The organism is Streptomyces tendae, from assembly GCF_014650435.1.
Lineage (GTDB): Bacteria > Actinomycetota > Actinomycetes > Streptomycetales > Streptomycetaceae > Streptomyces > Streptomyces tendae.
Map to the genome: position 1 here is coordinate 934,924 of NZ_BMUY01000001.1, position 25,329 is coordinate 960,252.

Sequence of the window (25,329 nt, forward strand, 5' to 3'; positions counted from 1 at the left end):
TTATCGGCGGAAGAGCTGCATTCACCGTCGCCCGCGGCTGTTCGTCCGGGTTGCCATCAACCGCTGACGTTAGGGCTGTGGGGCTCAGTGTGCTCATGCCACAATCGGATGAGGCTCTCAGTCTGGTGCCCAGTGATGATTCCTGCCTGAGCTGCGAGCTTCGCCGCCTCATTGACGGGGGCACGCTTCATGCTCAGCATGGCTTCTGCCAACTGGTCGTCGATCCTCGGCGTCCCGTGATGGCCGTACTCAAGGTCTCCGGGCAAGATCCGCGCTTCGCTGCCGTCGATGTAGTCGGAGCTCCCCCGGGTGATCCGAATGAGGACTCGCTTCGTTCCGAAGCTAACGACCGTACCGTGGGCCCTGTGGTAGCGGCCCCCCGCGGAGTCAAATGAGGCTCTAACCGTGACGGGATCCCCTGGAGCGAGGGTCTTGCCATTTCGATCGTGCACGCTGCCGAGTCCTTCCTAGTTGCCCTGGAGTCACGCTATCCGCCTAGTGGTTGCTGCACTGCTGCAACCCATCACTCACCCCGGCTCCCATCCCGTCCGCCGTCGACCCACACTCCGTGGAGCGGGCGTGGTCCATGGCGTCCAGGTGGAGCGCGCCACTGTACGAACGACCTGGACGCCATGAGCCGCGTCTGCTCGGCTTTGCCTGGGTCGACGGTGGACGGGATGGGAGCTCCCCGCGCACGCCCCCACGGACTCGCAGTCGGCGACGGTGCCCCCTCCATCCCGGTGCCGGCCGATCCCCCGCCGGAGGCATGGTTCTGACCGTGGCCGCGGTATGCGGTGATCGACTTATGGCCTCCGGTCGTATCCACATGTGGGCGCGCGTCGGCGCAGCGCGGGCGGAGCGGGCCGGAGGCAGGAGCGGCGCCCGCAGCGGAGCCGGGAAGCGCGCCCGGCGGAGCGGAGCGCAGCCGGGGCTTGAGCTCCCGAATGGGGAATTGCGAGTGTGGCGGAGCGACTTCCGGACTTGGCTGCGGCAGTTGGAGACGGCAGCGTGAAGTCGCTCGACGTAAAGGTCTGGAGTGTCCGTAAGCGGGACACAAAGACGCCATCCTACGGAGTGCGCTGGTCAGTGGCTGGCAACGTGTTCTCGGAGTCTTTCCGTACGAAGGCCCTCGCAGACCACTACCGAACCAAGCTCATGCGTGCGATGCGTGATGGTGAGGAGTTCGACACGAGGACTGGTCTCCCAGCGTCGATGGAAGAGACGAAATCGGCGGTGTCTTGGTACGACTTCGCGCTTCGGTACCTCGCGATTAAGTGGCCGCATGATGCACCCAACACGCGCGACGGCATTAACGAATCGCTCACGAGCGTGACCATGCAGCTACTCGGTGAGCGTCCCAGTCGGCCCTCTGACGAGACGATCCGCAAGGCACTCCGCAACTGGGCTTTCGTGCTGCCCGGGCCGAACGACCGCGAAGTCCCGGATGACGTGCGAAACGTTCTTCATTGGGTGTCCAAAGCATCTCGGCCGCTCGCTGATCTCGCCGAACCTGCCACGGCTCGCACCGTGCTCGACTCCCTGAAACTCAAGCTCGACGGAACAGCCGCTGCGGCGGAAACCGTACGGCGTAAACGCCGGCCCCTCGTCAACGCTGCGAACTAGGCAGTCGACCTGGGGGAGCTACGGGAGAACCCGATCACGGCCGTTCGCTGGCAGAAGCCCAAGGTGTCCAACCAGGTTGATCCGCGGGTAGTCGCCAATCCGGAGCAAGCTCGGAACCTCCTGGCGGCGGTCTCCTATGTCGGCGGGTACCGGCGTGCACGTGGCCGGCGACTCGTGGGTCTGTTCGCCGCCATGTACTTCGGTGGTCTCAGACCAGCGGAAGCGGTGGGCCTCGTCGAGACTGACCTGATCCTCCCCGAACGCGGCTGGGGCTCCGCGCTGCTTCACCGAACCCGTCCGTCCGTCGGCAAGCAGTGGACCGATTCGGGGGAGACCCATGACGACCGCGGGTTGAAGAACCGACCGACCGAAGACGTCCGGCCGGTTCCCATTCCGCCGCACCTCGTCGCCGTGCTCCGCGAGCACCTGGCCACCTTCGGGACGGCGGACGACGGGCGGCTGTTCTTCAGTGAGAAGGGCGCGGTCGTCCCTTCCTCGACCTACTACCGCGTGTGGCAGGAGGCACGGCTGATTGGGCTTCCGCCGGCAATCGCGGCCTCGCCGCTCGCGAGTCGACCGTACGACCTTCGGCACTCGGCGCTGTCGACGTGGCTCAACGCTGGTGTCGACCCGACCGAAGTCGCCGAGCGCGCCGGCAACAGTGTCGAGATCCTGCTGACTCGCTATGCGAAGTGCCTCGCCGGACGGCAGGACGTTGCCAACCGCCGCATCGAGGACTTGCTCCGCGAGTACGAGTGAGACATCCCGTACCCAAACTGAGGCTCCAGGCATGCCGCCTGGAGCCTCAGTCGTTCCATGCCTTACCGGGGGCGGTGCTTCATCCGGAATGAGCGAGCTCGGCCGCGCTGCTTGCCCCGTGGTCTTGTGGCCCTCTCTCGCTTGCTGCTGGCATGTCGGCAACGTCAATGCGAGAGCACAGGGGGCCGTATGGAGCTGCGCGTTACGCGCTGGAAGCGGTACGGGCGTGATCGCTTGTATGCCAACCTGTCCGACGGCACTGCGGCCGGTTGGGCAGATGTCATGACGGGGGACATCACGGTTTTGCGCGCGGAGTATCACGACGACGTGATCGCCGCGCTCATACAGCACTTACAGCAGCTCACGGAGCCGGTTTCGCCAGACAGGGCGCCCGGGGTTGCAGAGCGTCTGAGGCTGCCGCCTCTGACGCCGGCGGATGATCTGGCCGTGAACCCTCCCGGGGCCTCCTTGCGTGATCTGCTCGATGAATCCGGACCGAGACTGTTGGAGCGAGCGATCGCGCGGGTTCTTCGGCGACCCACTGAATGGGACGCCTGGCGGAAGGGGTTGGAGGGGGAGCGGCGAGTGGGAGCCGAGCTGAACCGCTTGGGGCGCCACGGTTGGCGTGTCCTGCACTCCATCCCCTTGGCCACCAAAGTGGACATCGATCACTTACTGATCGGGCCTGGTGGGGTGTTCAGCATCAACACGAAGCACGCACCACCACAAGAAGGCCGTGTGGGTCGGGGACGATTCCGTGAAAGTCGATCACGGCAAACCGGCTCCCTACGCACGCAAGAGCCGGGCGGAGGCCAACCGGGTAGTCCGGGTGCTTGAGCGCTACTGCGACTTCCCGGTACCGGTGGAGCCGGTGCTCGTCTTCGTCGGTGTCTCTGAGCTGAAGGTGGTTGCCACACAGCTCACCGTCCGGGTCTATGAGGAGCGCCAGGTAGCGGCACTCGCTCCACTCTCAGGCGTGCTCACGGCTGACCAGGTGGAGCAGGTGTATGGAGTCGCTCGTCATAGTCAGGCTTGGGCTCGGGCCTGAGCCGGCGGCCCCGTGGCGTGACCATCCCAACGGGGTGGGCCGACTGGAGTTGGTGAGACATCGCCTTTTCCCGGACCTCACCTGCGGCGATGCTCCAAGATCCCGTCCACGCCTCGTCCACAGACCCCGACACACGCCCGCTCCGAGCGGCATACGCCTGCACATACGCGAAGACCCCGGCCTCAGCGTTTCCGCTGGTGACGGGGTCTTTGGGCACCTAATCCGTGGTGCCCCCGGCAGGATTCGAACCTGCGCACACGGCTCCGGAGGCCGTTGCTCTATCCCCTGAGCTACGGGGGCGTGTCCGACGCGGTCGGTGTTGCTCGCGGCGACGGGTAGAACACTACCAGCTCGCCCGGGGTGGTCATGAACGGGTTTTGGCGGGTCGGGGAGGCGGCCTGGGCGGGGCGTTGTCCCTCGCAGGGGGTGGAAGTGGGGAAAACCCGGACGCGGTGGCCGGGGGCGACCTACTCTCGAGTTGTGCCTAGGGCGTCCGGCCGGATTCTTGTTGTGGACGACAACAAGGTCATCCGGCAGCTGATCAGGGTCAACCTCGAGCTGGAGGGCTTCGAGGTCGTGACCGCGGGCGATGGTGTCGAGTGTCTGGAAGTCGTCCATCAGGTGCGGCCCGACGCCGTGACGCTGGACGTGGTCATGCCTCGGCTGGACGGGCTCAGGACCGCTGCCCGGCTGCGTGCCGATCCGCGGACCCGGGACCTGCCGATCGCCATCGTCAGTGCCTGTACGCAGTACGAGGTCGACGCCGGGTTCGCCGCGGGAGCCGATGCCTTTCTGTCCAAGCCCTTCGAGCCCGCCGAGCTGATCGGTCTCGTACGGCAGTTGGTCGAGCGGAAGATCAGTGGGGTCGGCGGCGTCAAGGGTCTCAAGGGGGCGTCCGGGGCCGGCGCCTCGCTGCCGCGGGTTCGTGGGCTCGCCGGGGAGAGTGAGGCGTCCGCCCAGGCGTGATCGAAGGTTGGCGGAGGTCCTTGGGGCGTCCGGGTGGTGTTTTCGGATGCGTCCGGGGAGCGCTCGGGCTGTAGTCGGGCCCCCCTCGGCTTTCTCTCGCATCCTCGGCTGTCGTCCAAATCTCGGGACTGCCGCAAATCGGTTCGCTTACCCACCCCCTTCCTCCCATACGCTTGTCCCGTGACACCCGTAGAGCTCTCCCGCACCGTGCTGCACGCGGTGCGTCGCGCCGTCGACGCGGGGGAGCTGAGCGTGGCCGTCCCGACGCGTGCCGTGGTCGCGCCGCCGGGGCCCGGAGGGTGCGGGGACTACGCCACCGGCATCGCCCTCCAGCTGGCCCGCCCGGCCGGGCAGCCGCCCCTGAAGGTCGCCGAGGTGCTGCGGCCCCACCTCCTCGGGGCCGAGGGGATCACCGACGTCGTCCTCACCGGGCCGGGGTTCCTCAACATCAGCCTCGACCGGGCCGTCTCCCGCGTCGGGCTCGTCGGCGAGATCCTGCGCCGAGGAGAGCGGTACGGGTACGCCGACGGGCCCGACGGGCGCGTCGTCCAGCTCCACTGCCCCCACGACCTGCGTGCCGTCGTCGTCGCCGACGCAGCCGCACGGCTGCTTCGCTCCCAGGGCGCCCTCGTCCGCGTGACCGCCGAGGGGTTCGAGGACGCCTGGACCTCCGTCCTCGGGGTCGCCGTCGACGCCGTCGGGCGCGCTCCCGCCGAGCTGCCCGTCAACGTCCGGCCCGTCCCCGCCCCCGAGTCCGCCGACCCGATGTCCCTCGGGCGCGACGCCGGACGCTGGGCCCTGCTCCACCCCGCGGCCCACGACCGGCCCCGGGCCGGCGACCAGCACCTCGTCCAGCGGGAGAGCAACCCCCTCTTCCGCGTGCGGTACGCCCACGCCCGCGCCCGTGCCGCCACGCGCAACGCCGCCGACCTCGGGTTCACCGCCGAACCCGGCCCCGTCACCGGTAGCGACACCGGTACTCCGACCGGCACCGCGACCGTCACCGCCCCCCTCGCAGACGTAGCGCCGGAACTCCTCGCCGCCCTCGCCGACCACCCCCGCGTCCTCGCCGCCGCCGCGGACCACCGCGCCCCCGACCGGCTCGCCCGGCATCTCGTCACCGTCGCCGACGCCGCGCTGCCGTTCCTGCCCACCGTGCTGCCACGCGGCGGGGAGAAACCCTCGGCCGCCCACCGTGCCCGGCTGGCGCTCGCCGAAGCCGTCGGGGCGGTGCTGGCCGGCGGCCTGGACCTCCTCGGCATCGACGCACCCGACCACCTCTGAGAGAGCGCAGAAGACGCCATGAGCCGTTCCGCACACCCCGCCGGGCCCCGGCACGCCGATGTCCTTCCTGAAGGGCACTACACCGCCCCCGCGGACGATCTGAACGCCCTCGACCCCAAGGTCTGGGCGCACACCGTCGCTCGGGACGCGGACGGTGTCGTCACCGTCGGCGGACTCCCCGTCACCCAGCTCGCCGAGGAGTACGGCACCCCCGCCTACGTCCTCGACGAGGCCGACTTCCGGGACCGGGCGCGGGCCTGGCGCACCGCCTTCGGGGCCGACGCCGACGTCTTCTACGCCGGGAAGGCATTCCTGTCCCGCGCCGTCGTGCGGTGGCTGGACGAGGAGGGGCTCAACCTCGACGTGTGCTCCGGTGGGGAGCTGGCCACCGCGCTCGCCGCCGGGATGAGCGCCGAGCGGATCGCCTTCCACGGGAACAACAAGTCGCCGGAGGAGATCGAGCGCGCCGTCCGTGCCGGGGTGGGGCGGATCGTCCTCGACTCCTTCCAGGAGATCGTGCGGGTCGCGCACATCGCCCAGACCCTCGGCAAGCGGCAGCGGGTGCAGATCCGGATCACCGTCGGGGTCGAGGCGCACACGCACGAGTTCATCGCCACCGCGCACGAGGACCAGAAGTTCGGCATTCCGCTGGCCGGCGGGCAGGCCGCCGAGGCCGTGCGCCGGGCGCTGCAGCTCGACGGGCTCGAGGTCATCGGGATCCACTCCCACATCGGGTCGCAGATCTTCGACATGTCCGGGTTCGAGGTCGCCGCGCACCGGGTGGTGGGGCTGCTCAAGGACATCCGGGACGAGCACGGGGTCGAGCTGCCCGAGATCGACCTCGGGGGCGGCCTCGGTATCGCGTACACCAGTGACGACGACCCCCGCGAGCCGCACGAGATCGCCAAGGCGCTGACCGAGATCGTGACGCGGGAGTGCGAGGGCGCGCGGCTCGCCACTCCCCGCATCTCCGTCGAGCCCGGGCGCGCCATCGTCGGGCCCACCGCCTTCACGCTGTACGAGGTCGGCACCGTCAAGCCGCTCGACGGGCTGCGGACGTACGTCTCCGTGGACGGGGGGATGTCGGACAACATCCGTACCGCGCTGTACGACGCCGAGTACAGCGTCGCCCTCGTCTCCCGCGCCTCGGACGCCGAGCCGATGCTCGTGCGCGTCGTCGGCAAGCACTGCGAGAGCGGGGACATCGTGGTGAAGGACGCGTTCCTGCCGGGGGACCTGGCCCCCGGTGACCTGATCGCCGTACCGGCGACGGGGGCGTACTGCCGCTCGATGGCCAGCAACTACAACCACGCGCTGCGGCCGCCCGTCGTCTCCGTGCGGGACGGCGAGGCGCGGGTCATCGTGCGGCGGGAGACCGAGGAGGATCTGCTGCGTCTCGATGTCGGGTGATGCCCCCGCCCCCGCCCCCGGGCAGCTCGGGCGGAGGAGAAGACCCCGCCCCAGGAGTCGGTCGGCGAAGATCTTCCGGCTTGCGGGCCCTCCGAAAATGAAATAAACGTCTCACGATCCGGACGAAAGGCAGAAAATCCCGTCCGGTGCGTGAGACTGGTCCAACCGTAGACGGTATGAAGGAAACGAGGTCGGATGATGCGTACGCGTCCGCTGAAGGTGGCGCTGCTGGGCTGTGGAGTGGTCGGCTCAGAGGTGGCGCGCATCATGACGACGCACGCCGCCGACCTCGCCGCCCGGATCGGGGCGCCGGTGGAGCTCGCGGGTGTCGCCGTACGGCGGCCCGACAAGGTGCGCGAGGGCATCGACCCGGCCCTCGTCACCACCGACGCCACCGCCCTCGTCAAGCGCGGGGACATCGACGTGGTCGTCGAGGTGATCGGCGGGATCGAGCCCGCCCGTACGCTCATCACCACCGCCTTCGCGCACGGCGCCTCCGTGGTCTCCGCCAACAAGGCGCTCATCGCCCAGGACGGCGCCGCCCTGCACGCCGCCGCCGACGAGCACGGCAAGGACCTCTACTACGAGGCCGCCGTCGCCGGTGCCATCCCGCTGATCCGGCCGCTGCGCGAGTCCCTCGCCGGCGACAAGGTCAACCGGGTGCTCGGCATCGTCAACGGGACGACCAACTTCATCCTCGATGCCATGGACTCGACCGGCGCCGGTTATCAGGAGGCGCTCGACGAGGCCACCGCCCTCGGGTACGCCGAGGCCGACCCGACCGCCGACGTCGAGGGCTTCGACGCCGCCGCCAAGGCCGCCATCCTCGCCGGGATCGCCTTCCACACCCGCGTGCGCCTCGACGACGTCTACCGCGAGGGCATGACCGAGGTCACCGCCGCCGACTTCGCCTCCGCCAAGGAGATGGGCTGCACCATCAAGCTGCTCGCCATCTGCGAGCGGGCGGCGGACGGGGGGTCGGTCACCGCGCGCGTGCATCCCGCGATGATCCCGCTCAGCCATCCGCTGGCCAACGTGCGCGAGGCGTACAACGCCGTGTTCGTGGAGTCCGAGGCCGCCGGTCAGCTCATGTTCTACGGGCCCGGGGCCGGCGGTTCGCCGACCGCGTCCGCCGTCCTCGGCGACCTGGTGGCCGTGTGCCGCAACCGGATCGGCGGAGCGACCGGACCCGGTGAGTCCGCCTACGCGGCGCTGCCCGTCTCCCCGATGGGCGACGTCGTCACGCGCTACCACATCAGCCTCGACGTGGCCGACAAACCGGGCGTGCTCGCCCAGGTCGCGACCGTGTTCGCGGAGCACGGTGTCTCCATCGACACCGTGCGGCAGTCCGGCAAGGACGGCGAGGCATCCCTCGTCGTCGTCACCCACCGCGCGTCCGACGCCGCCCTCGGCGGTACGGTCGAGGCGCTGCGCAAGCTCGACACCGTGCGGGGTGTCGCCAGCATCATGCGGGTTGAAGGAGAGTAACCAGCAATGACTCACCAGTGGCGCGGAATCATCGAGGAGTACCGGGACCGGCTGCCCGTCTCCGACAGCACGCCCGTCGTGACGCTCCGCGAGGGCGGCACCCCGCTCGTGCCCGCGCAGGTGCTCTCCGAGCGCACGGGCTGCGAGGTCCACCTCAAGGTCGAGGGGGCCAACCCGACCGGGTCCTTCAAGGACCGCGGCATGACGATGGCCATCAGCAAGGCCAAGGAGGAGGGCGCGCAGGCCGTCATCTGCGCGTCCACCGGCAACACGTCCGCGAGTGCCGCCGCGTACGGCGTGCGCGCGGGCATGGTCTCCGCCGTGCTCGTGCCGCAGGGCAAGATCGCGCTGGGCAAGATGGGCCAGGCCCTCGTGCACGGCGCGAAGATCCTCCAGGTCGACGGCAACTTCGACGACTGCCTCACGCTGGCCCGTGCGCTCAGCGACAACTACCCCGTGGCGCTGGTCAATTCGGTCAACCCGGTGCGTATCGAGGGGCAGAAGACGGCCGCCTTCGAGATCGTGGACATGCTCGGCGACGCGCCCGACATACACGTCCTCCCGGTGGGCAACGCGGGCAACATCACCGCGTACTGGAAGGGGTACAAGGAGTACGCCGCCGACGGCGTCAGCACCCGCAAGCCCCGCATGTGGGGGTTCCAGGCATCCGGCTCCGCCCCGATCGTGCGCGGCGAGGTCGTCAAGGACCCCTCGACCATCGCCACCGCCATCCGGATCGGCAACCCCGCCTCGTGGGACTTCGCGCTCGCTGCGCGGGACGAGTCGGGCGGCGCCATCGACGAGGTGACGGACCGTGAGATCCTGCGTGCCTACCGGCTGTTGGCCTCCCAGGAGGGCGTCTTCGTGGAGCCCGCCTCCGCCGCCTCCGTGGCCGGTCTGCTGAAGGCCGCAGAGCAGGGCAAGGTCGACCCGGGGCAGCGCATCGTGTGCACCGTCACCGGCAACGGGCTGAAGGACCCGGACTGGGCCGTCGCCGGCGCCCCGCAGCCGGTCACCGTCCCGGTCGACGCGGCGACCGCGGCCGAGCGGCTCGGCCTGGTCTGACCGCCGCACCCGCGCCGCGCACCCGTGGAAGGCGCCCGGCGTAAGAGGGCGTAAGCGACGTCCAGCCGGGAATGTCACTTACGGGGGGTGCACAGGGGGCTTACGACACGCATCGTGCGCCTCCTGTGCGCCCTATGTCGCCACAGAACCTTCCTTCGATAGGCTGTACCTAACCCGCCTGCCGCATATGCCGCGGTGCCGCGCTGTCTCCGCGGTCGCGCCCAGGGCCGGGTACGTCATCGTCCTCGTCATCGAACGTCATTCGACAGTCACGGCAGTCACCAGAGTCACTACGGTCACGGCAGTTTCGACAGTCACGCAGCTCAAGGAGAGTCGTCTAGCGATGGCCGGTCCAGCGTTCCGCGCCGCCGCCGTCAGGGTGCGCGTCCCCGCCACCAGCGCCAATCTCGGTCCGGGCTTCGACGCCCTGGGCCTCGCGCTGGGTCTCTACGACGACGTGGTCGTCCGGGTGGCCGACTCCGGGCTGCACATCGACATCGCGGGTGAGGGCAGCGAGACCCTCCCGCGCGACGAGAAGCACCTCCTCGTCCGCTCCCTGCGCACCGCCTTCGACCTGCTCGGCGGACAGCCGCGCGGCCTGGAGATCGTCTGCGCCAACCGCATCCCGCACGGCCGCGGCCTCGGCTCCTCCTCCGCCGCCATCTGCGCCGGCATCGTCGCCGCGCGCGCGGTGACCATAGGCGGCGAGGCCCGCCTCGACGACGCCGCGCTGCTCGACCTCGCCACCGAGATCGAGGGCCACCCCGACAACGTGGCGGCCTGTCTGCTGGGCGGTTTCACCCTGTCCTGGATGGAGTCCGGCGCCGCCCGGGCGATCAGGATGGAGCCCTCCGATTCCATCGTTCCGGTGGTTTTCGTGCCCGGGAAGCCGGTACTGACCCAGACCGCGCGCGGACTGCTCCCGCGCAGCGTCCCGCACGTCGACGCCGCCGCCAACGCCGGCCGCGCCGCGCTGCTCGTCGAGGCCCTCACCCGGCGCCCCGAGCTGCTGCTGCCGGCCACCGAGGACCGCCTGCACCAGGAGTACCGCGCGCCGGCCATGCCGGAGAGCGCGGCACTGGTGGAACGGCTGCGCGGCGACGGCATCCCCGCGGTGATCTCGGGTGCCGGACCCACGGTGATGGCACTGGCCGACGCCGACACGGCCGACAAGGTCGAGGCGCTGGCCGGAACGGACTGGGCGGCCAACCGGCTCGGCCTGGACCAGCAGGGCGCGAGCGTCCTGCCCCTGGCGACCGCCAGTGACACCTGACGCGGACGGTTGCCGGATTTCGAGAGGGGGAATGTTTGTTGGATCCGGTAGTGTTAACCTCAAGTCTGCACCCGACCCCACCATGGCGAGGTGCCTCGTGTCCCCGTCCGGGACAGACATTCTTCCGGGAGCCCCCCAAGCCGCATTGTGCAGTGAGTGTCGTACGTGATCAGTACGGCCGACACGGGCATTGAGCGGCCCACCGGTGGGGGTTACCCCCTCTGGGGGAGTTTCGGAACCGGTGCGACCACGCCGCATGACACAGACACCGGGTGCCACGGCTAGGGGAAGCGCCATCACCAGATATCTCTTCCGCCGTTCAGGCGGACCACCGCCCCGGCACGGTTCGCACAGCAAGGACCGAAGCCGGACAGCACAACCGGTCGCCGAGCCAGACAGGCCGACGTCCGCTCCAGGGAAGGACCCTTCGTGAGCGACACCACCGATCTGATGGGCGCACGTGTCGAGGAGACCGCTGCCGCGCCCGCCACGGACGCCTCCGCGCCTGCCACCGGTGCCGGCTCCCGGCGGCGCCGCGGTACCGGCCTCGAGGGCATGGTGCTGGCCGAGCTGCAGCAGGTCGCATCCGGCCTCGGCATCAGGGGCACCGCGCGTATGCGCAAGAGCCAGCTGATCGAGGTCATCAAGGAGGCGCAGGCCGCGGGGGGAGCCCCCGCCAAGGCCGCGTCCGCCGCCGCGGACACCGCCGGCGAGACCAAGCCGAAGCGCCGCAGCACCTCCCGGACCCGTACGGGCGACGAGGCTCCCGCCGAGAAGGCGGAGAAGGCCGAGAAGACGGAGAAGGCCGGCAAGGCCGACAAGAAGGCGGACAAGGCGGCCGCCGACCAGGCCGCCCAGCAGCAGATCGAGATCCCCGGTCAGCCGTCCCCCAAGGTCAACGCCTCGGCCGAGCAGGCCGCTCCCGCCGACGACGCCCCCTCCGAGCGCCGTCGTCGCCGGGCCACCGCCGACGCGGGCAGCCCGTCCGCCGGCACCGAGGCGGTGGCGGTCGAGACCCGCGCCGAGCCGAAGGCCGACGCGTCGGCCGCCCAGCAGCAGACGCAGGGCCACCAGCAGGGCCAGGGCGACGCCCGTTCCGACGGCGAGGGCGGCGAGGGCCGCCGTCGCGACCGCCGTGACCGTGGCGACCGCGGTGACCGTGGCGACCGCGGTGACCGGGGCGGCCGCGACCGGCGCAACAAGGGCGACGACCAGCAGAACCAGGGCGGCGGTCGTCAGGACCGCCAGCAGCAGGGCGGCGGACGCCAGGACCGCCAGCAGCACGACGACGGTTACGACGACGACGCGGGCGGCCGTCGCGGCCGTCGGGGCCGTTACCGGGACCGCCGGGGCCGTCGCGGGCGCGACGAGATCCAGGAGCCGCAGATCAACGAGGACGACGTCCTCATCCCGGTCGCCGGCATCCTCGACATCCTCGACAACTACGCGTTCATCCGGACCTCCGGCTACCTGCCCGGCCCGAACGACGTGTACGTCTCCCTCGCCCAGGTCCGCAAGAACGGCCTGCGCAAGGGCGACCACCTCACCGGTGCCGTGCGCCAGCCCAAGGAGGGCGAGCGCCGTGAGAAGTTCAACGCGCTGGTCCGGCTCGACTCCGTCAACGGCATGGCCCCCGAACACGGCCGCGGCCGCCCGGAGTTCAACAAGCTCACCCCGTTGTACCCGCAGGACCGCCTCCGCCTGGAGACGGACCCGGGCGTCCTCACCACCCGCATCATCGACCTGGTCGCGCCGATCGGTAAGGGCCAGCGCGGTCTGATCGTGGCCCCGCCGAAGACCGGCAAGACCATGATCATGCAGGCGATCGCCAACGCGATCACGCACAACAACCCCGAGTGCCACCTGATGGTCGTCCTGGTCGACGAGCGTCCGGAAGAGGTCACCGACATGCAGCGGTCGGTGAAGGGCGAGGTCATCTCCTCGACCTTCGACCGCCCGGCCGAGGACCACACCACGGTCGCCGAGCTGGCCATCGAGCGCGCCAAGCGCCTGGTGGAGCTGGGTCACGACGTCGTCGTGCTGCTCGACTCGATCACGCGTCTGGGCCGTGCGTACAACCTGGCCGCCCCGGCCTCCGGCCGCATCCTGTCCGGTGGTGTCGACTCGACCGCCCTGTACCCGCCGAAGCGCTTCTTCGGTGCGGCCCGCAACATCGAGGACGGCGGCTCGCTGACCATCCTCGCCACCGCACTGGTGGACACCGGGTCCCGCATGGACGAGGTCATCTTCGAGGAGTTCAAGGGCACCGGCAACGCCGAGCTCAAGCTCGACCGGAAGCTCGCCGACAAGCGCATCTTCCCCGCGGTGGACGTCGACGCGTCCGGCACCCGCAAGGAGGAGATCCTGCTCGGCAGCGACGAGCTGGCCATCACCTGGAAGCTGCGCCGGGTGCTGCACGCCCTCGACCAGCAGCAGGCGATCGAACTGCTCCTCGACAAGATGAAGCAGACCAAGTCGAACGCCGAGTTCCTGATGCAGATCCAGAAGACGACCCCGACCCCCGGCAACGGCGACTGAGCCACCGCCGGCCGGTTCGCGGTCCGGAACCAGAAGTCCCGCTTCGTCACGCAGGTGACGGGGCGGGACTTCTGGCGTTCCGGGCTTGTAGGATCAGCGCACCGCAGTGGGGGGGAACGTATTTTCGGATACGCCCACGGGGCGATCGGTGATCCGTGCTGTCCGCACGCACGGACCCGGGCCCGCCGGGCGCTTCTCTCCTGCCTGCGTCTACAGCGACAGGAGACCTGAGTGACCTCTACCCCTCGAAGAGCCCGCCTGGCTCTTCCCGCGGCCACCGCCGCACTCGCCCTGTCGGGCGCGGTCCTCGCGGCCGTCCCCGCCCAGGCGTCCGGCGGGACCCCCGTCCCGCCCCGGCCGGCCGTCACCGAACGGCCCGCCACCGCGTCCCACGCCGAGCTGGCGCAGCGCGCCCAGGAGTCCGGGGCCGCCCTCAAGAACGGGACCGCGACCGCTCCCGGCGCGCAGCCGGAGGCCGGCCCGAGCGCCGGCGCCCCGTCCGGCCGGGTCGACCCGAAGATCATCGGTGGCAAGGACGCGTCGATCTCCGAGGCGCCGTGGATGGTGCAGCTGCACTACTACGACGACAAGGGCAACAACGACCCCGCCGACGACGAGGGCTACTTCTGCGGCGGCACCCTGGTCGCCCCGGCGAAGGTCCTCACCGCCGCGCACTGCGTGTACGGCCTGGACTGGACGGAAAACGGCACCATCGTCGCCGGCACCGCCCAGCTGCCCGACGAAACGGGCCTGCACGGCGGCCGGGTGGCCGGCGTATGGCGCCAGTGGGTCAACCCCACGTACCGGCCGAGCACCACCTCGGGCGGCGACCTGGCGGTGCTCACGCTGACCGAGGCGCTGCCGTACAAGACGCTGCGGCCGACGACGAGCGGCGACACCGCCTCCTACGCCAACGGGACCCCGGCGACGGTCTACGGCTGGGGTCGCACCAGCTCCACCAGCCAGGACATCTCGCCGACGCTGAAGAAGGCGACCGTGCCGATGCGCCCGGACGCCTCCTGCACCTCGTACTGGGGCTCCGACTTCGTGCCCGGCCAGATGGCCTGCGCCGGCGACGCGGCCTCCGGCCAGGACGCCGGTACGGTCTCCCCGTGCAACGGCGACTCCGGCGGCCCGCTCGTGGTCAACGGCCGGATCGCCGGCGTCGTGTCCTGGGGTGTCGAGGACTGCGTCGCCTCGGGCGCCTACGCCGTCTACGCCAAGGTCAGCTCCTATGTCGGCGAGGTCAACTCCCGCGTCGACGACACCGACCTGAACTTCGACGGCCTCGCGGACCTCTTCGCCCGCACTCCCGGCGGCGAGGCGTACGAGTACTACTCCCTCGGCGACAGCTGGCCGTACCTGGGCAACCGCCTCTGGCTCGGCGACTGGGGCGGGGTGAGCCTGGTGCGCCAGGGCGACCTGGACCGCGACTTCTGGCAGGACTACGTGTACCGCGCCTCGGACGGCGTGCTGTACACCCTCGCCTTCGACGGGGTCGACGCCTACGAGTCGATCCGTGTCGGCGGCGGCTGGAACGCGATGAAGGACCTCCGCGTCCCGGGCGACCTCTCCGGCGACGCCCTGCCCGACCTGGTCGCCAAGGACAAGGACGGCGTCCTGTGGCTCTACCCCGGCAAGGGCGACGGCACGTTCGGCAGCCGCGTCCGGATCGGCGGCGGCTGGGCCGCGTACACGATCACCGGCAAGGGCGACTACAACCGCGACGGCAGGCCCGACCTGCTGGCGCGCGACGGCTCCGGCGTCCTGTGGCTGTACCCGGGAACCGGGAAGGCCGCACCGGCCCTCGGCAGCCGGGTCAGGGTCGGCGGCGGCTGGAACGCCTACAGCGCCTTCGCCACCGCCGGTGACACCACCGGTGACGGCAGGCCCGACCTGCTGGCCCGCGACAGCTCCGGTGTGATGTGGCTGTACAAGGGCACCGGGAAGTCCGGCACGGCGACGTTCAAGACCCGGGTGCGGGTCGGCGGCGGCTGGAACGCGTTCAACCTCCTCGGCTGAGCGAACGATCCCCTCGGGGCCGCCTCCACCTCGGGGGCGGCCCCTTCGCCGTTCACCGGGCCCCGGTTTGCGACCTTCACCACACGGGAGGCCCCGGCCGGAGTTCCGGTGGGACGGGGCCGATGCTCGTGGAGGCCCAGGTCAGCGCCGCGGACCCGGCTACTACGAACACGCTCCGTCACCGTTTTTGCACCGGTTCGCCACAGTCCGTTGTGCAACCCTGTCCCGAGTTCCGCCGTCTGAGCTACGGAGGGACCATGGTGAGGTACCGGCGCCGACCGCCGGAGCCGACCGACCCGACCCTGAGCGCAGGGGGTAACCGACCGGACGAACACCGAGGAGCCCATGTCCGCCGAGAGCACGCCGGATCCCGCGATACCCGGCCACGGCCAGTCCCGCACCCCCGGCCCCGGCCGCCGGGGCAGGGGCCGCCGCCGCAAGCCCACGGCCAAGCGGCGCAAGGCCCTGCTCGTCGCGGCCTGGAGCGCCGCGGGCATCGTCGTCCTGGGCGGCACCGGAGCCGGAGTCCTGTACTTCAAGCTCAACGGCAACCTCACGAGCGTCGACATCGACCAGGCACTCGGCGCCGACCGGCCCGAGAAGGCCGACAACGGCTCGGAGAACATCCTGGTCCTCGGCTCCGACACCCGCTCCGGCGGCAACAAGAAGCTCGGCGGCGGCACCGACGACGGCACCGCCCGCTCGGACACGGCGATGATCGTGCACGTGTACAAGGGCCACAAGAAGGCCAGCGTGGTCTCCATCCCGCGCGACACCCTCATCGACCGCCCCGACTGCACCGACACCGACGGCGGTCAGCACCCCGCCGCCGACGACGTCATGTTCAACTCCGCCTACTCCACCGGCGGCGCCGCCTGCGCCGTGAAGACCGTGGAGTCGATCAGCGGCCTGCGCATGGACCACTACCTGGAGGTCGACTTCAGCGGCTTCCAGAACCTCATCGACGACCTCGGCGGCGTCCGGGTCACCACCACCGAGGACATCAAGGACCTCGACAGCCACCTCGACCTCACCGCCGGCACCCACCGGCTCGACGGCGAGCAGGCCCTCGGCCTGGTCCGCACCCGGCACGGCGTCGGCGACGGCTCCGACCTCGGCCGCATCCAGCTCCAGCAGGCATTCGTCAAGGCCCTGGTCCACCAGGTCAAGGACATCGGCCTGCTCGGCAACCCCAAGAAGCTGTACGACATCGCCGACACCGCCACCAAGACCGTCACCACGGACTCCGACCTGGGCTCGGTGAACTCCCTGATGTCCTTCGCGAGCGGTCTGAAGGGCATCGGCCCGGACAAGATGCACATGGTCACCACGCCGGTGGTCTACGACCCCGCGGACCCGAACCGGGTGCTCCTGGAGAAGACCAAGGCCGACCAGGTCTGGACGGCCCTGAAGAACGACCGCCCGATCCCGGAGTCGGCCACGCAGGGCACGGCCACGGGCGAGGCCAAGGGCGTCGTCAACGCCGGGGAATAGATCCCGCCGCCCCCCGGTTTTGGGGGATGGCGCCAGTCCTGGCAGACTGGTACGTCGGCTCCGGTTCACGCTCCCGCACCCCGCGGCGGCGACCCGGCGCCCTCCCGGAACAGTAGGAGACACCTTGAAGCGCGACATCCACCCCGAGTACGTCGAGACGCAGGTCAGCTGCACCTGTGGCGCGTCGTTCACCACCCGCAGCACCATCCAGTCCGGCACCATCCGGGCCGAGGTCTGCTCCGAGTGCCACCCGTTCTACACGGGCAAGCAGAAGATCCTCGACACCGGTGGCCGCGTGGCCCGCTTCGAGGCCCGCTTCGGCAAGGCTGCCGCCGGCTCCAAGAAGTAGCGAGCCCCCAACCGCCGGTCCACGGCCGCATCCCCTCCCCGGGGAGCGCCGGGACCGGCGTTTTTGGTCGCCCGCCTTCCCCTTCCCAAGCAGTAAGCAGGAGCCCAAGATGTTCGAGGCCGTCGAGGAACTCGTCGCCGAGCACGCCGACCTGGAGAAGAAGCTCGCCGACCCGTCGGTCCACGCCGACCAGGCGAACGCGCGCAAGCTGAACAAGCGGTACGCCGAGCTGACCCCGATCGTCGCCACGTTCCGCTCCTGGAAGCAGACCGGCGACGACATCGAGACCGCGCGCGAGTTCGCGGCCGACGACCCCGACTTCGCCGCCGAGGTCAAGGAGCTGGACAAGCAGCGCGACGAGCTCACCGAGAAGCTGCGCCTGCTCCTCGTCCCGCGCGACCCCAGCGACGACAAGGACGTCATCCTCGAGATCAAGGCGGGCGCGGGCGGCGACGAGTCCGCCCTGTTCGCCGGCGACCTGCTGCGCATGTACCTGCGCTACGCCGAGCGGATCGGCTGGAAGACCGAGATCATCGACTCCACCGAGTCCGAGCTGGGCGGCTACAAGGACGTCCAGGTCGCCGTGAAGACCAAGGGCGGCCCGGGCGCCACCGAGCCCGGCCAGGGCGTCTGGGCGCGGCTGAAGTACGAGGGCGGCGTGCACCGCGTGCAGCGCGTCCCCGCGACCGAGTCCCAGGGCCGGATCCACACCTCCGCGGCGGGTGTCCTCGTGACCCCCGAGGCCGAGGAGATCGACGTCGAGATCAACCAGAACGACCTCCGCATCGACGTCTACCGCTCCTCCGGACCCGGCGGCCAGTCCGTCAACACCACCGACTCCGCCGTGCGCATCACGCACATCCCGACCGGAGTCGTCGCCTCCTGCCAGAACGAGAAGAGCCAGCTGCAGAACAAGGAGCAGGCGATGCGTATCCTGCGCTCCAGGCTGCTCGCGGCGGCGCAGGAGGAGGCGGAGAAGGAGGCCGCGGACGCCCGGCGCAGCCAGGTCCGCACCGTCGACCGCTCCGAGAAGATCCGCACGTACAACTTCCCGGAGAACCGTATCTCGGACCACCGCGTCGGCTTCAAGGCGTACAACCTGGACCAGGTCCTGGACGGCGACCTCGACTCGGTGATCCAGGCATGCGTCGACGCGGACTCGGCGGCCAAGCTCGCCGCCGCGTAGACACCGCCGCACCACCCGCACCGGACAACAGCTCAGCCCCGGAGGACCAGCGTGAACCTGCTGCTCATGGAGGTGGCCCAGGCCACCCAGCGGCTGGCCGACGCCGGCGTGCCCTCGCCGCGCACCGACGCGGAGGAGCTCGCCGCGCATCTCCACGGCGTCAAGCGGAGCGAGCTGCACACCGTGCCGGACGCGGACTTCGACGCCCGGTACTGGGAGGTCGTCGCCCGCCGGGAGGCGCGCGAGCCGCTGCAGCACATCACCGGCCGCGCCTACTTCCGCTACCTGGAGCTCCAGGTCGGCCCAGGCGTCTTCGTGCCCCGCCCCGAGACCGAGTCGGTCGTCGGCTGGGCCATAGACGCGGTGCGCGCCATGGACGTCGTCGAGCCCTGCATCGTCGACCTGTGCACCGGCTCGGGCGCCATCGCGCTCGCGCTCGCCCAGGAGGTGCCGCGCTCGCGCGTGCACGCCGTGGAGCTGTCCGAGGACGCCCTCACGTGGACGCGCAAGAACATGGAGGGGTCCAGGGTCGACCTGCGCCAGGGAGACGCCCTGACCGCCTTCCCGGACCTCGACGGCCAGGTCGACCTGGTGGTGTCCAACCCGCCGTACATCCCGCTCACCGAGTGGGAGTACGTCGCCCCCGAGGCCCGCGACCACGATCCCGAACTGGCCCTGTTCTCCGGCGAGGACGGACTGGACCTGATCCGCGGCCTGGAACGCACCGCGCACCGCCTGCTGCGCCCCGGCGGCGTGGTCGTCGTCGAGCACGCCGACACCCAGGGCGGCCAGGTGCCGTGGATCTTCACCGAGGAGCGGGGCTGGGCCGACGCGGCCGACCACCCCGACCTCAACAACCGGCCCAGGTTCGCGACCGCCCGCAAGGCGATGCCGTGAACGTCCCGACCACTCCCACCCCGCAGTACGTGTACGAGGAGGCCCGCTAAATGGCACGGCGATACGACACCAACGACGCGACCGACCGAGTGACCGGTCTGCGCGAGGCCGCGTCCGCCGTCCGCCGAGGCGAGCTGGTGGTGCTGCCGACGGACACCGTGTACGGCATCGGCGCCGACGCCTTCGCGCCGGAGGCCGTCGGCGATCTGCTGGAGGCCAAGGGGCGCGGCCGCAACATGCCCTCCCCGGTGCTCATCGGCTCGCCGAACACCCTGCACGGCCTGGTCACCGACTTCTCCGAGCTGGCCTGGGAGCTGGTGGACGCCTTCTGGCCGGGCGCGCTGACGCTGGTTGCCAAGCACCAGCCGTCGCTGCAGTGGGACCTCGGCGAGACCCGCGGCACGGTCGCAGTCCGGATGCCGCTGCACCCGGTCGCCATCGAGCTGCTCACCGAGGTCGGTCCGATGGCCGTCTCCTCCGCCAACCTGACCGGCCACCCGGCCCCCGAGGACTGCGACGCGGCCCAGCAGATGCTCGGCGACTCCGTCTCCGTCTACCTCGACGGCGGCCCCACCCCCGGCATCGTCCCGTCGTCCATCGTCGACGTCACCCGCGAGGTGCCCGTGCTGCTGCGCGCGGGCTCGCTGTCGGCGGAGGAGCTGCGCAAGGTGGTACCCGACCTCGAGGTGGCGAATTGACGGCCCCTGAGACGGGGCGTGGCATAGGCAACGGGGAACGCGCCGCGGAGATCACGACCACGTTCGTCGGACTTCCGCGCGACAGCTTCCGCATCCTCCACGTCAGCACCGGAAACGTCTGCCGCTCGCCCATCACCGAGCGGCTGACCCGGCACGCGGTACAGGAGCGGCTGGGCGTGCTGGGCGGCGGCCTGATCGTGGAGAGCGCCGGCACCTGGGGCCACGAGGGCGCCCCCATGGAGGCGAACGCCGAGACGGTCCTCACCGACTTCGGCGCCGATCCCGCCGGCTTCACCGGCCGCGAACTGCTCGACGAGCACGTGATCCGCGCCGACCTGGTCCTCACCGCGACCCGGGACCACCGGGCCCAGGTCATCTCCATGGGCCACTCGGCGGGCCTGCGCACCTTCACCCTGAAGGAGTTCACCCGCCTGGTGAACGCCATCGACCCGGCGACGCTCCCGCCCCTGGAGGACGGCGTCGTCACCCGCGCCCGCGCCCTGGTGCGCGCGGCCGCCGCGCTGCGCGGGTGGCTCCTGGCGCCCACGGTGGAGGCGGACGAGGTGTACGACCCGTACGGCGCGCCCCTGACGTTCTTCCGCTCGATCGGCGACGAGATACACCAGGCGCTGGATCCCGTGGTGACGGCGCTGACGGGGGTTTCCGCGCGGGCGTGAGGCGGGGTGGGGCTCGCGGGCCTACATTGGTCGTACGTCACCGTCGACGCATGCCCGGAGCGCACCATGTCGGTCACCCACGACATCATCGAGGCCGATGACAGCTCGCTCGGCGTCCTGCTGCGCCAGGATCCCGAGCTGGCCGACATCCTGTTCGCCGAGGGCCGCCGGCAGGCGACGACCCTCCAGCTGATCGCCGCCGAGAACTTCACGTCCCCCGCCGTGCTGGCCGCCCTCGGCTCCCCGCTGGCCAACAAGTACGCCGAGGGCTACCCGGGCGCCCGCCACCACGGCGGCTGCGAGATCGTCGACGTCGCCGAGCGGCTCGCCGCGCAGCGGGCGCAGGCCCTGTTCGGCGCCGAGCACGCCAACGTGCAGCCGCACTCCGGCTCCTCCGCCGTGCTGGCCGCATACGCCGCCCTGCTGCGCCCCGGCGACACCGTCCTCGCCCTGGGCCTGCCGTACGGCGGCCACCTCACCCACGGCTCGCCCGGCAACTTCTCCGGCCGCTGGTTCGACTTCGTCGGCTACGGCGTGGACGCGGAGACCGGGCTGATCGACTACGACCAGGTGCGCACCCTGGCCCGCACGCACCGTCCCAAGGCGATCGTGTGCGGCTCCATCGCATACCCCCGCCACCTCGACCACGCCGCCTTCCGGGCCATCGCCGACGAGGTGGGCGCCTACCTCATCGCGGACGCGGCGCACCCGATCGGGCTGGTCGCCGGGGGAGCGGCGCCCAGCCCGGTGCCGTACGCCGACATCGTGTGCGCCACCACGCACAAGGTGCTGCGCGGCCCCCGCGGCGGCATGATCCTGTGCGGAAGCGAACTGGCCGAGCGGGTCGACCGGGCCGTCTTCCCGTTCACCCAGGGCGGGGCCCAGATGCACACCATCGCCGCCAAGGCCGTCGCCTTCGGGGAGGCGGCGACCCCCGCCTTCGCCGCCTACGCCCATCAGGTGGTCGCCAACGCCCGGACCCTCGCGGCCCACCTGGCGGCCGAGGGCCTGGTCGTCACCACCGGCGGTACGGACACCCATCTGCTCACCGTCGACCCCGCCCCGCTCGGCGTCGACGGCAAGGCCGCACGGGGGCGGCTGGCGGCGGCCGGGATCGTCCTGGACTGCTGCCCGCTGCCGCACGGCGACGCCCGTGGGCTGCGCCTGGGCACCGCGGCCATGACCACGCAGGGCATGGGGGAGCGGGAGATGCGGGCGGTGGCCACCCTGCTCGCCGGGGTGCTCAGGGGCGACACGGAGCCCACCGCGGCGCGGGGCGACGTACGGGACCTGGTGACGGAGTTTCCGCCGTATCCGGACTGAGATCTTCGCGGTCTCCGGGCCGGGGCGGGGTAGGCGGACACGGGTGCACAGCCGCACGTGCAACCATCGTCGCTACCCGGAAGTCCTCATCCATATGCCTGGATGGCTAGGCTGTGAGGCCGGGAATGGCCAGCGAGACCTGTGGGGAAGCCCGTGCGTGAATACCTGCTGACGCTCTGCGTCACGGCCGCGGTGACGTATCTGCTCACCGGGCCGGTACGCAAGTTCGCGATCGTGGCGGGTGCGATGCCCGAGATCCGGGCCCGCGACGTGCACCGGGAACCCACTCCGCGGCTCGGCGGGATCGCCATGTTCTTCGGGCTGTGCGCGGGTCTGCTGGTCGCCGACCACCTGACCAATCTCCACCAGGTCTTCGAGCAGTCCAACGAACCGCGGGCGCTGCTCTCCGGCGCCGCCCTGATCTGGCTGATCGGTGTGCTGGACGACAAGTTCGAGATCGACGCCCTGATCAAGCTGGGCAGCCAGATGATCGCCGCCGGCGTGATGGTGGTGCAGGGACTGACGATCCTGTGGCTGCCCATCCCGACCGTGGGCACGGTCGCGCTGACCCAGTGGCAGGGCACGCTGCTGACGGTGGCGCTGGTGGTCGTGACCATCAACGCGGTCAACTTCGTGGACGGCCTGGACGGTCTCGCGGCCGGCGTCGTGTGCATCGCGGCGGCGGCGTTCTTCATGTACGCCTACCGGATCTGGTACTCGTACGGCATCGAAGCCGCGGCGCCCGCCTCGCTGTTCGCGGCCATCCTGATGGGCATGTGCCTGGGCTTCCTGCCGCACAACATCCATCCCGCGCGCATCTTCATGGGCGACTCGGGCTCGATGCTGATCGGCCTGGTGCTGGCGGCGAGCGCGATCTCCATCACGGGCCAGGTGGACCCGGACAGCCTCTTCGGCGGCTCCGAGCGCAACACCGTGCACCAGATGGTGCCGGTCTACATCCCGCTGCTGATGCCGCTGACCATCATCGCCATCCCGGCCGCCGACCTGATCCTGGCGATCGTGCGCCGTACCTGGCGCGGCCAGTCGCCGTTCGCCGCGGACCGGGGGCACCTGCACCACCGGCTGCTGGAGATCGGGCACTCGCACAGCCGCGCGGTGCTGATCATGTACTTCTTCTCGGCACTGATCGCGTTCGGCGCGCTCGCCTACTCGGTGAACGCGGCGTCGATGTGGATCGTGCTGGGCGTCGTCTTCCTCAGTGCGATCGGCCTGGTCCTGCTCCTGCTGCCGCGCTTCACCCCGCGCGCCCCCCGCTGGGCCGAGGCCTTCGTGCCGCCGCGCTACCGGCGCCGCCGGGCGGCCAGCGCGACCGCGGCCGAGGGGGAGGCCCCGGCGGTCGCGGACGAGGACGAGGACGGGGAGCGGGTGCGCGTCGCCGTGGGTGTCTCGGGCGTCAACGGGGCGACCGCCGTCGGACCTCGTTCGCGGGCGCGGTGAGAAAGGTGCGAGGGGATAAACCGCCCCATTACCAGACAAGTGGATGCAGTAATTGCACAAACGCGCACTGTCACTCTCACGTGTGACAGCAAGCACACCCACAGGTAAAGACCTCATCAAATAGTTTGTGATACGGTTCACGAGTATTCCCGGGGTAGAGCCCAAGGACCGTAGTGCGACGGTCTCTTGAACGTGCGGACACCGTCCGACCCGGGGCTACGCTCGTCCATGACGACACCTGCCCCCTGTGTGTTGAAAGCGGAGTTGCCGCCATGCCGTCCAATGACGTCCGGATCCTGCTTCAGGCTGCCGTGCCCACGGCTGCCGTCGGCGCTGTAGCCGCCGTCGTCAGCGCCGTGGTCGCCGGCGGCAAGGGCGCGGTCGGAGCCGTCGTCGCGACCGTGGTTGCGATGCTCTTCATGGGGATCGGCCTCTACGTCCTGCAGCGCACCGCCAAATCGCTTCCGCACCTTTTCCAGGCGATGGGCCTGATGCTCTACGCGGCACAGATCCTGCTGCTGTTCGTCTTCCTCGCGGCGTTCAAGAACACGACGCTGTTCAACCCCCGGTCCTTCGCGATCACTTTGGTCGCCGTCACGCTCGCGTGGATCGCCGCGCAGACGCGGGCGCACATGAAGGCCAAGATCCTCTACGTCGAACCCGAGCCGAAGGGCGAAAAGCCCGAAAAGACGGGCCACTCGTCGTGAGGGGTAGGGCCGGGATAAAGAGGCATGTGAAGTCCTGCTATCGTCCGGTGCCAACTGCGGCATCGCGGGCGCGGGCATCTCGGCTGACGCCTGCTGAATCGCGAGGCGAGATGCCCCACAGCCGCCCCCACATCCGTAACACCAGTCCCGTGCCGAACAGCGGTTACGCGCCGCGCCGACACAACGAGGTTGCCGTACCCATGCGCCACGATGAAGGAGCCCGCGGTGAGTGCTGACCCGACGCAGGTGCTCGCCTTCGAGACCGACTGCCACCTGTTCGACGGGTGTGGCTTCCCGGCTCCCGGCCTGCACTCGTTCCTCTTCGAGCCGCTCTGGGGCAACGCAGACGGCAACGGCATGTACTTCAACAAGCCGATGCTGCTGGCCCTGCTCGGCTCGATCATCATCGTGGGCTTCTTCTGGGCCGCCTTCAACAAGCCGAAGGTTGTCCCGGGCAAGCTCCAGATGGTCGCCGAGGCCGGCTACGACTTCATCCGCCGCGGCGTGGTCTACGAGACGATCGGCAAGAAGGAAGGCGAGAAGTACGTCCCGCTCGTCGTGACGCTCTTCTTCTTCATCTGGATGATGAACCTCTGGTCGATCATCCCGGTCGCCCAGTTCCCGGTGACGTCGATCATCGCCTACCCGGCGGGCATGGCCCTGATCGTCTACGTCCTGTGGGTCTCGCTGACCTTCAAGCGCCACGGCTTCGTGGGCTTCTTCAAGAACGTCACGGGCTACGACAAGTCGCTCGGCGCGGTGCTGCCGCTGGCCATGACGATCGAGTTCTTCTCGAACCTGATCGTCCGCCCCTTCACCCACGCCGTCCGGCTCTTCGCGAACATGTTCGCGGGCCACACGCTGCTGCTCCTCTTCACGATCGCCAGCTGGTACATGCTGAACGGCATCGGCATCGCCTACGCGGGCGTCTCGTTCGTGATGACGATCATCATGACGGCCTTCGAGCTCTTCATCCAGGCCGTGCAGGCTTATGTGTTCGTGCTGCTGACCTGCACCTACATCCAGGGCGCGCTCGCCGAGCACCACTGAGTCGTCCGGCACCA

20 protein-coding genes, 1 tRNA gene and 2 pseudogenes are annotated in these 25,329 nt (G+C 70.2%); 22 read left to right on the forward strand and 1 reads right to left on the reverse strand.

The window, feature by feature from the left end; all coding sequences use genetic code 11:
• Positions 1-931: 931 nt before the first annotated feature.
• The 4 genes and pseudogenes from IE258_RS41870 to IE258_RS41990 all read left to right on the forward strand — a co-directional run.
• A pseudogene (locus tag IE258_RS41870) lies at positions 932-1,012 on the forward strand (excisionase); the annotation flags it as partial.
• Positions 1,009-2,382: pseudogene (locus IE258_RS04315) on the forward strand (tyrosine-type recombinase/integrase). The pseudogenes IE258_RS41870 and IE258_RS04315, both read left to right, overlap by 4 nt.
• Positions 2,383-2,664: 282 nt before the next feature.
• On the forward strand, positions 2,665-3,219 hold the full coding sequence (locus IE258_RS41985) for a nuclease-related domain-containing protein (protein ID WP_373309716.1): 555 nt from the start codon (positions 2,665-2,667) through the stop codon (positions 3,217-3,219).
• Positions 3,140-3,430 carry a hypothetical protein gene (locus tag IE258_RS41990; RefSeq protein WP_373309717.1) on the forward strand — a complete coding sequence of 97 codons (291 nt, stop codon included), beginning with the start codon at positions 3,140-3,142 and terminating at the stop codon, positions 3,428-3,430. The genes IE258_RS41985 and IE258_RS41990 overlap by 80 nt, the downstream gene beginning before the upstream one ends.
• Before the next feature lie 225 nt (positions 3,431-3,655).
• Here the strand turns inward: IE258_RS41990 and IE258_RS04325 are convergent.
• A tRNA-Arg gene (locus tag IE258_RS04325) sits at positions 3,656-3,730 on the reverse strand.
• Positions 3,731-3,910: 180 nt separating this feature from the next.
• On the opposite strand from IE258_RS04325, the gene IE258_RS04330 reads away from it, so the two are divergent.
• The 18 genes from IE258_RS04330 to atpB all read left to right on the forward strand — a co-directional run bounded on the left by IE258_RS04330 (position 3,911) and on the right by atpB (position 25,315).
• Positions 3,911-4,396 carry a response regulator gene (locus tag IE258_RS04330; protein WP_189739055.1) on the forward strand — a complete coding sequence of 162 codons (486 nt, stop codon included), beginning with the start codon at positions 3,911-3,913 and terminating at the stop codon, positions 4,394-4,396.
• Positions 4,397-4,576: 180 nt separating this feature from the next.
• Positions 4,577-5,680 carry an ArgS-related anticodon-binding protein NrtL gene (nrtL, locus tag IE258_RS04335; RefSeq protein ID WP_189739057.1) on the forward strand — a complete coding sequence of 368 codons (1,104 nt, stop codon included), beginning with the start codon at positions 4,577-4,579 and terminating at the stop codon, positions 5,678-5,680.
• 18 nt (positions 5,681-5,698) lie between these two features.
• The gene (gene lysA, locus IE258_RS04340) at positions 5,699-7,090 is read left to right on the forward strand and encodes a diaminopimelate decarboxylase (protein ID WP_189739059.1); all 1,392 of its coding nucleotides are present in this window, start codon (positions 5,699-5,701) and stop codon (positions 7,088-7,090) included.
• A 195-nt stretch (positions 7,091-7,285) separates the two neighbouring features.
• On the forward strand, positions 7,286-8,578 hold the full coding sequence (locus IE258_RS04345) for a homoserine dehydrogenase (RefSeq protein WP_031043233.1): 1,293 nt from the start codon (positions 7,286-7,288) through the stop codon (positions 8,576-8,578).
• Positions 8,579-8,584: 6 nt separating this feature from the next.
• On the forward strand, positions 8,585-9,643 hold the full coding sequence (thrC, locus tag IE258_RS04350; RefSeq protein ID WP_159328455.1) for a threonine synthase: 1,059 nt from the start codon (positions 8,585-8,587) through the stop codon (positions 9,641-9,643).
• Positions 9,644-9,986: 343 nt separating this feature from the next.
• Positions 9,987-10,916 carry a homoserine kinase gene (gene thrB / locus IE258_RS04355; RefSeq protein WP_087807228.1) on the forward strand — a complete coding sequence of 310 codons (930 nt, stop codon included), beginning with the start codon at positions 9,987-9,989 and terminating at the stop codon, positions 10,914-10,916.
• Between the two features lie 429 nt (positions 10,917-11,345).
• Positions 11,346-13,454, forward strand: a complete 2,109-nt coding sequence (gene rho / locus IE258_RS04360) for a transcription termination factor Rho (RefSeq protein WP_189739062.1) — start codon at positions 11,346-11,348, stop codon at positions 13,452-13,454.
• Positions 13,455-13,685: 231 nt separating this feature from the next.
• The gene (locus IE258_RS04365) at positions 13,686-15,476 is read left to right on the forward strand and encodes a trypsin-like serine protease (RefSeq protein WP_189739065.1); all 1,791 of its coding nucleotides are present in this window, start codon (positions 13,686-13,688) and stop codon (positions 15,474-15,476) included.
• A gap of 345 nt (positions 15,477-15,821) precedes the next feature.
• A complete protein-coding gene (locus IE258_RS04370) occupies positions 15,822-16,970 on the forward strand; it encodes an LCP family protein (protein ID WP_189739068.1) in 1,149 nt (382 codons plus the stop codon).
• Positions 16,971-17,094: 124 nt separating this feature from the next.
• Complete coding sequence (rpmE, locus tag IE258_RS04375) at positions 17,095-17,319, forward strand: 50S ribosomal protein L31 (RefSeq protein ID WP_030672379.1); 225 nt, start codon at positions 17,095-17,097, stop codon at positions 17,317-17,319.
• 109 nt (positions 17,320-17,428) lie between these two features.
• Positions 17,429-18,505, forward strand: a complete 1,077-nt coding sequence (gene prfA / locus IE258_RS04380; RefSeq protein ID WP_189739071.1) for a peptide chain release factor 1 — start codon at positions 17,429-17,431, stop codon at positions 18,503-18,505.
• 51 nt (positions 18,506-18,556) lie between these two features.
• Positions 18,557-19,402: a peptide chain release factor N(5)-glutamine methyltransferase gene (gene prmC / locus IE258_RS04385; protein WP_159328450.1), complete on the forward strand. Its 846-nt coding sequence runs from the start codon at positions 18,557-18,559 to the stop codon at positions 19,400-19,402.
• 50 nt (positions 19,403-19,452) lie between these two features.
• Positions 19,453-20,100, forward strand: coding sequence for an L-threonylcarbamoyladenylate synthase (locus IE258_RS04390; protein WP_159328449.1), 648 nt, complete (start codon positions 19,453-19,455; stop codon positions 20,098-20,100).
• Entirely contained in the window at positions 20,097-20,777 is a 681-nt protein-coding gene (locus IE258_RS04395; RefSeq protein ID WP_189739074.1) for an arsenate reductase/protein-tyrosine-phosphatase family protein, read from the forward strand. The genes IE258_RS04390 and IE258_RS04395 overlap by 4 nt, the downstream gene beginning before the upstream one ends.
• A 66-nt stretch (positions 20,778-20,843) precedes the next feature.
• Positions 20,844-22,100 (forward strand): serine hydroxymethyltransferase, encoded by a 1,257-nt coding sequence (gene glyA / locus IE258_RS04400; protein WP_159328448.1) that lies wholly within the window; start codon positions 20,844-20,846, stop codon positions 22,098-22,100.
• 153 nt (positions 22,101-22,253) lie between these two features.
• Entirely contained in the window at positions 22,254-23,558 is a 1,305-nt protein-coding gene (locus IE258_RS04405) for an MraY family glycosyltransferase (protein WP_189739077.1), read from the forward strand.
• A gap of 272 nt (positions 23,559-23,830) precedes the next feature.
• Entirely contained in the window at positions 23,831-24,265 is a 435-nt protein-coding gene (locus IE258_RS04410; RefSeq protein ID WP_030187255.1) for a Cg1360 family ATP-synthase-associated protein, read from the forward strand.
• A gap of 210 nt (positions 24,266-24,475) precedes the next feature.
• On the forward strand, positions 24,476-25,315 hold the full coding sequence (gene atpB, locus IE258_RS04415) for a F0F1 ATP synthase subunit A (protein WP_059301460.1): 840 nt from the start codon (positions 24,476-24,478) through the stop codon (positions 25,313-25,315).
• The last annotated feature ends 14 nt before the right edge of the window (positions 25,316-25,329 follow it).

Coding starts and splice junctions, on each gene's coding strand:
- IE258_RS41985 (WP_373309716.1), top strand. CDS start 2,665: ATGACGGGGGACATCACGGTTTTGCGCGCGGAGTATCACGACGACGTG.
- lysA (WP_189739059.1), top strand. CDS start 5,699: ATGAGCCGTTCCGCACACCCCGCCGGGCCCCGGCACGCCGATGTCCTT.
- IE258_RS04345 (WP_031043233.1), top strand. CDS start 7,286: ATGATGCGTACGCGTCCGCTGAAGGTGGCGCTGCTGGGCTGTGGAGTG.
- thrC (WP_159328455.1), top strand. CDS start 8,585: ATGACTCACCAGTGGCGCGGAATCATCGAGGAGTACCGGGACCGGCTG.
- thrB (WP_087807228.1), top strand. CDS start 9,987: ATGGCCGGTCCAGCGTTCCGCGCCGCCGCCGTCAGGGTGCGCGTCCCC.
- IE258_RS04370 (WP_189739068.1), top strand. CDS start 15,822: ATGTCCGCCGAGAGCACGCCGGATCCCGCGATACCCGGCCACGGCCAG.
- prfA (WP_189739071.1), top strand. CDS start 17,429: ATGTTCGAGGCCGTCGAGGAACTCGTCGCCGAGCACGCCGACCTGGAG.
- IE258_RS04390 (WP_159328449.1), top strand. CDS start 19,453: ATGGCACGGCGATACGACACCAACGACGCGACCGACCGAGTGACCGGT.
- glyA (WP_159328448.1), top strand. CDS start 20,844: ATGTCGGTCACCCACGACATCATCGAGGCCGATGACAGCTCGCTCGGC.
- IE258_RS04410 (WP_030187255.1), top strand. CDS start 23,831: ATGCCGTCCAATGACGTCCGGATCCTGCTTCAGGCTGCCGTGCCCACG.
- atpB (WP_059301460.1), top strand. CDS start 24,476: ATGAAGGAGCCCGCGGTGAGTGCTGACCCGACGCAGGTGCTCGCCTTC.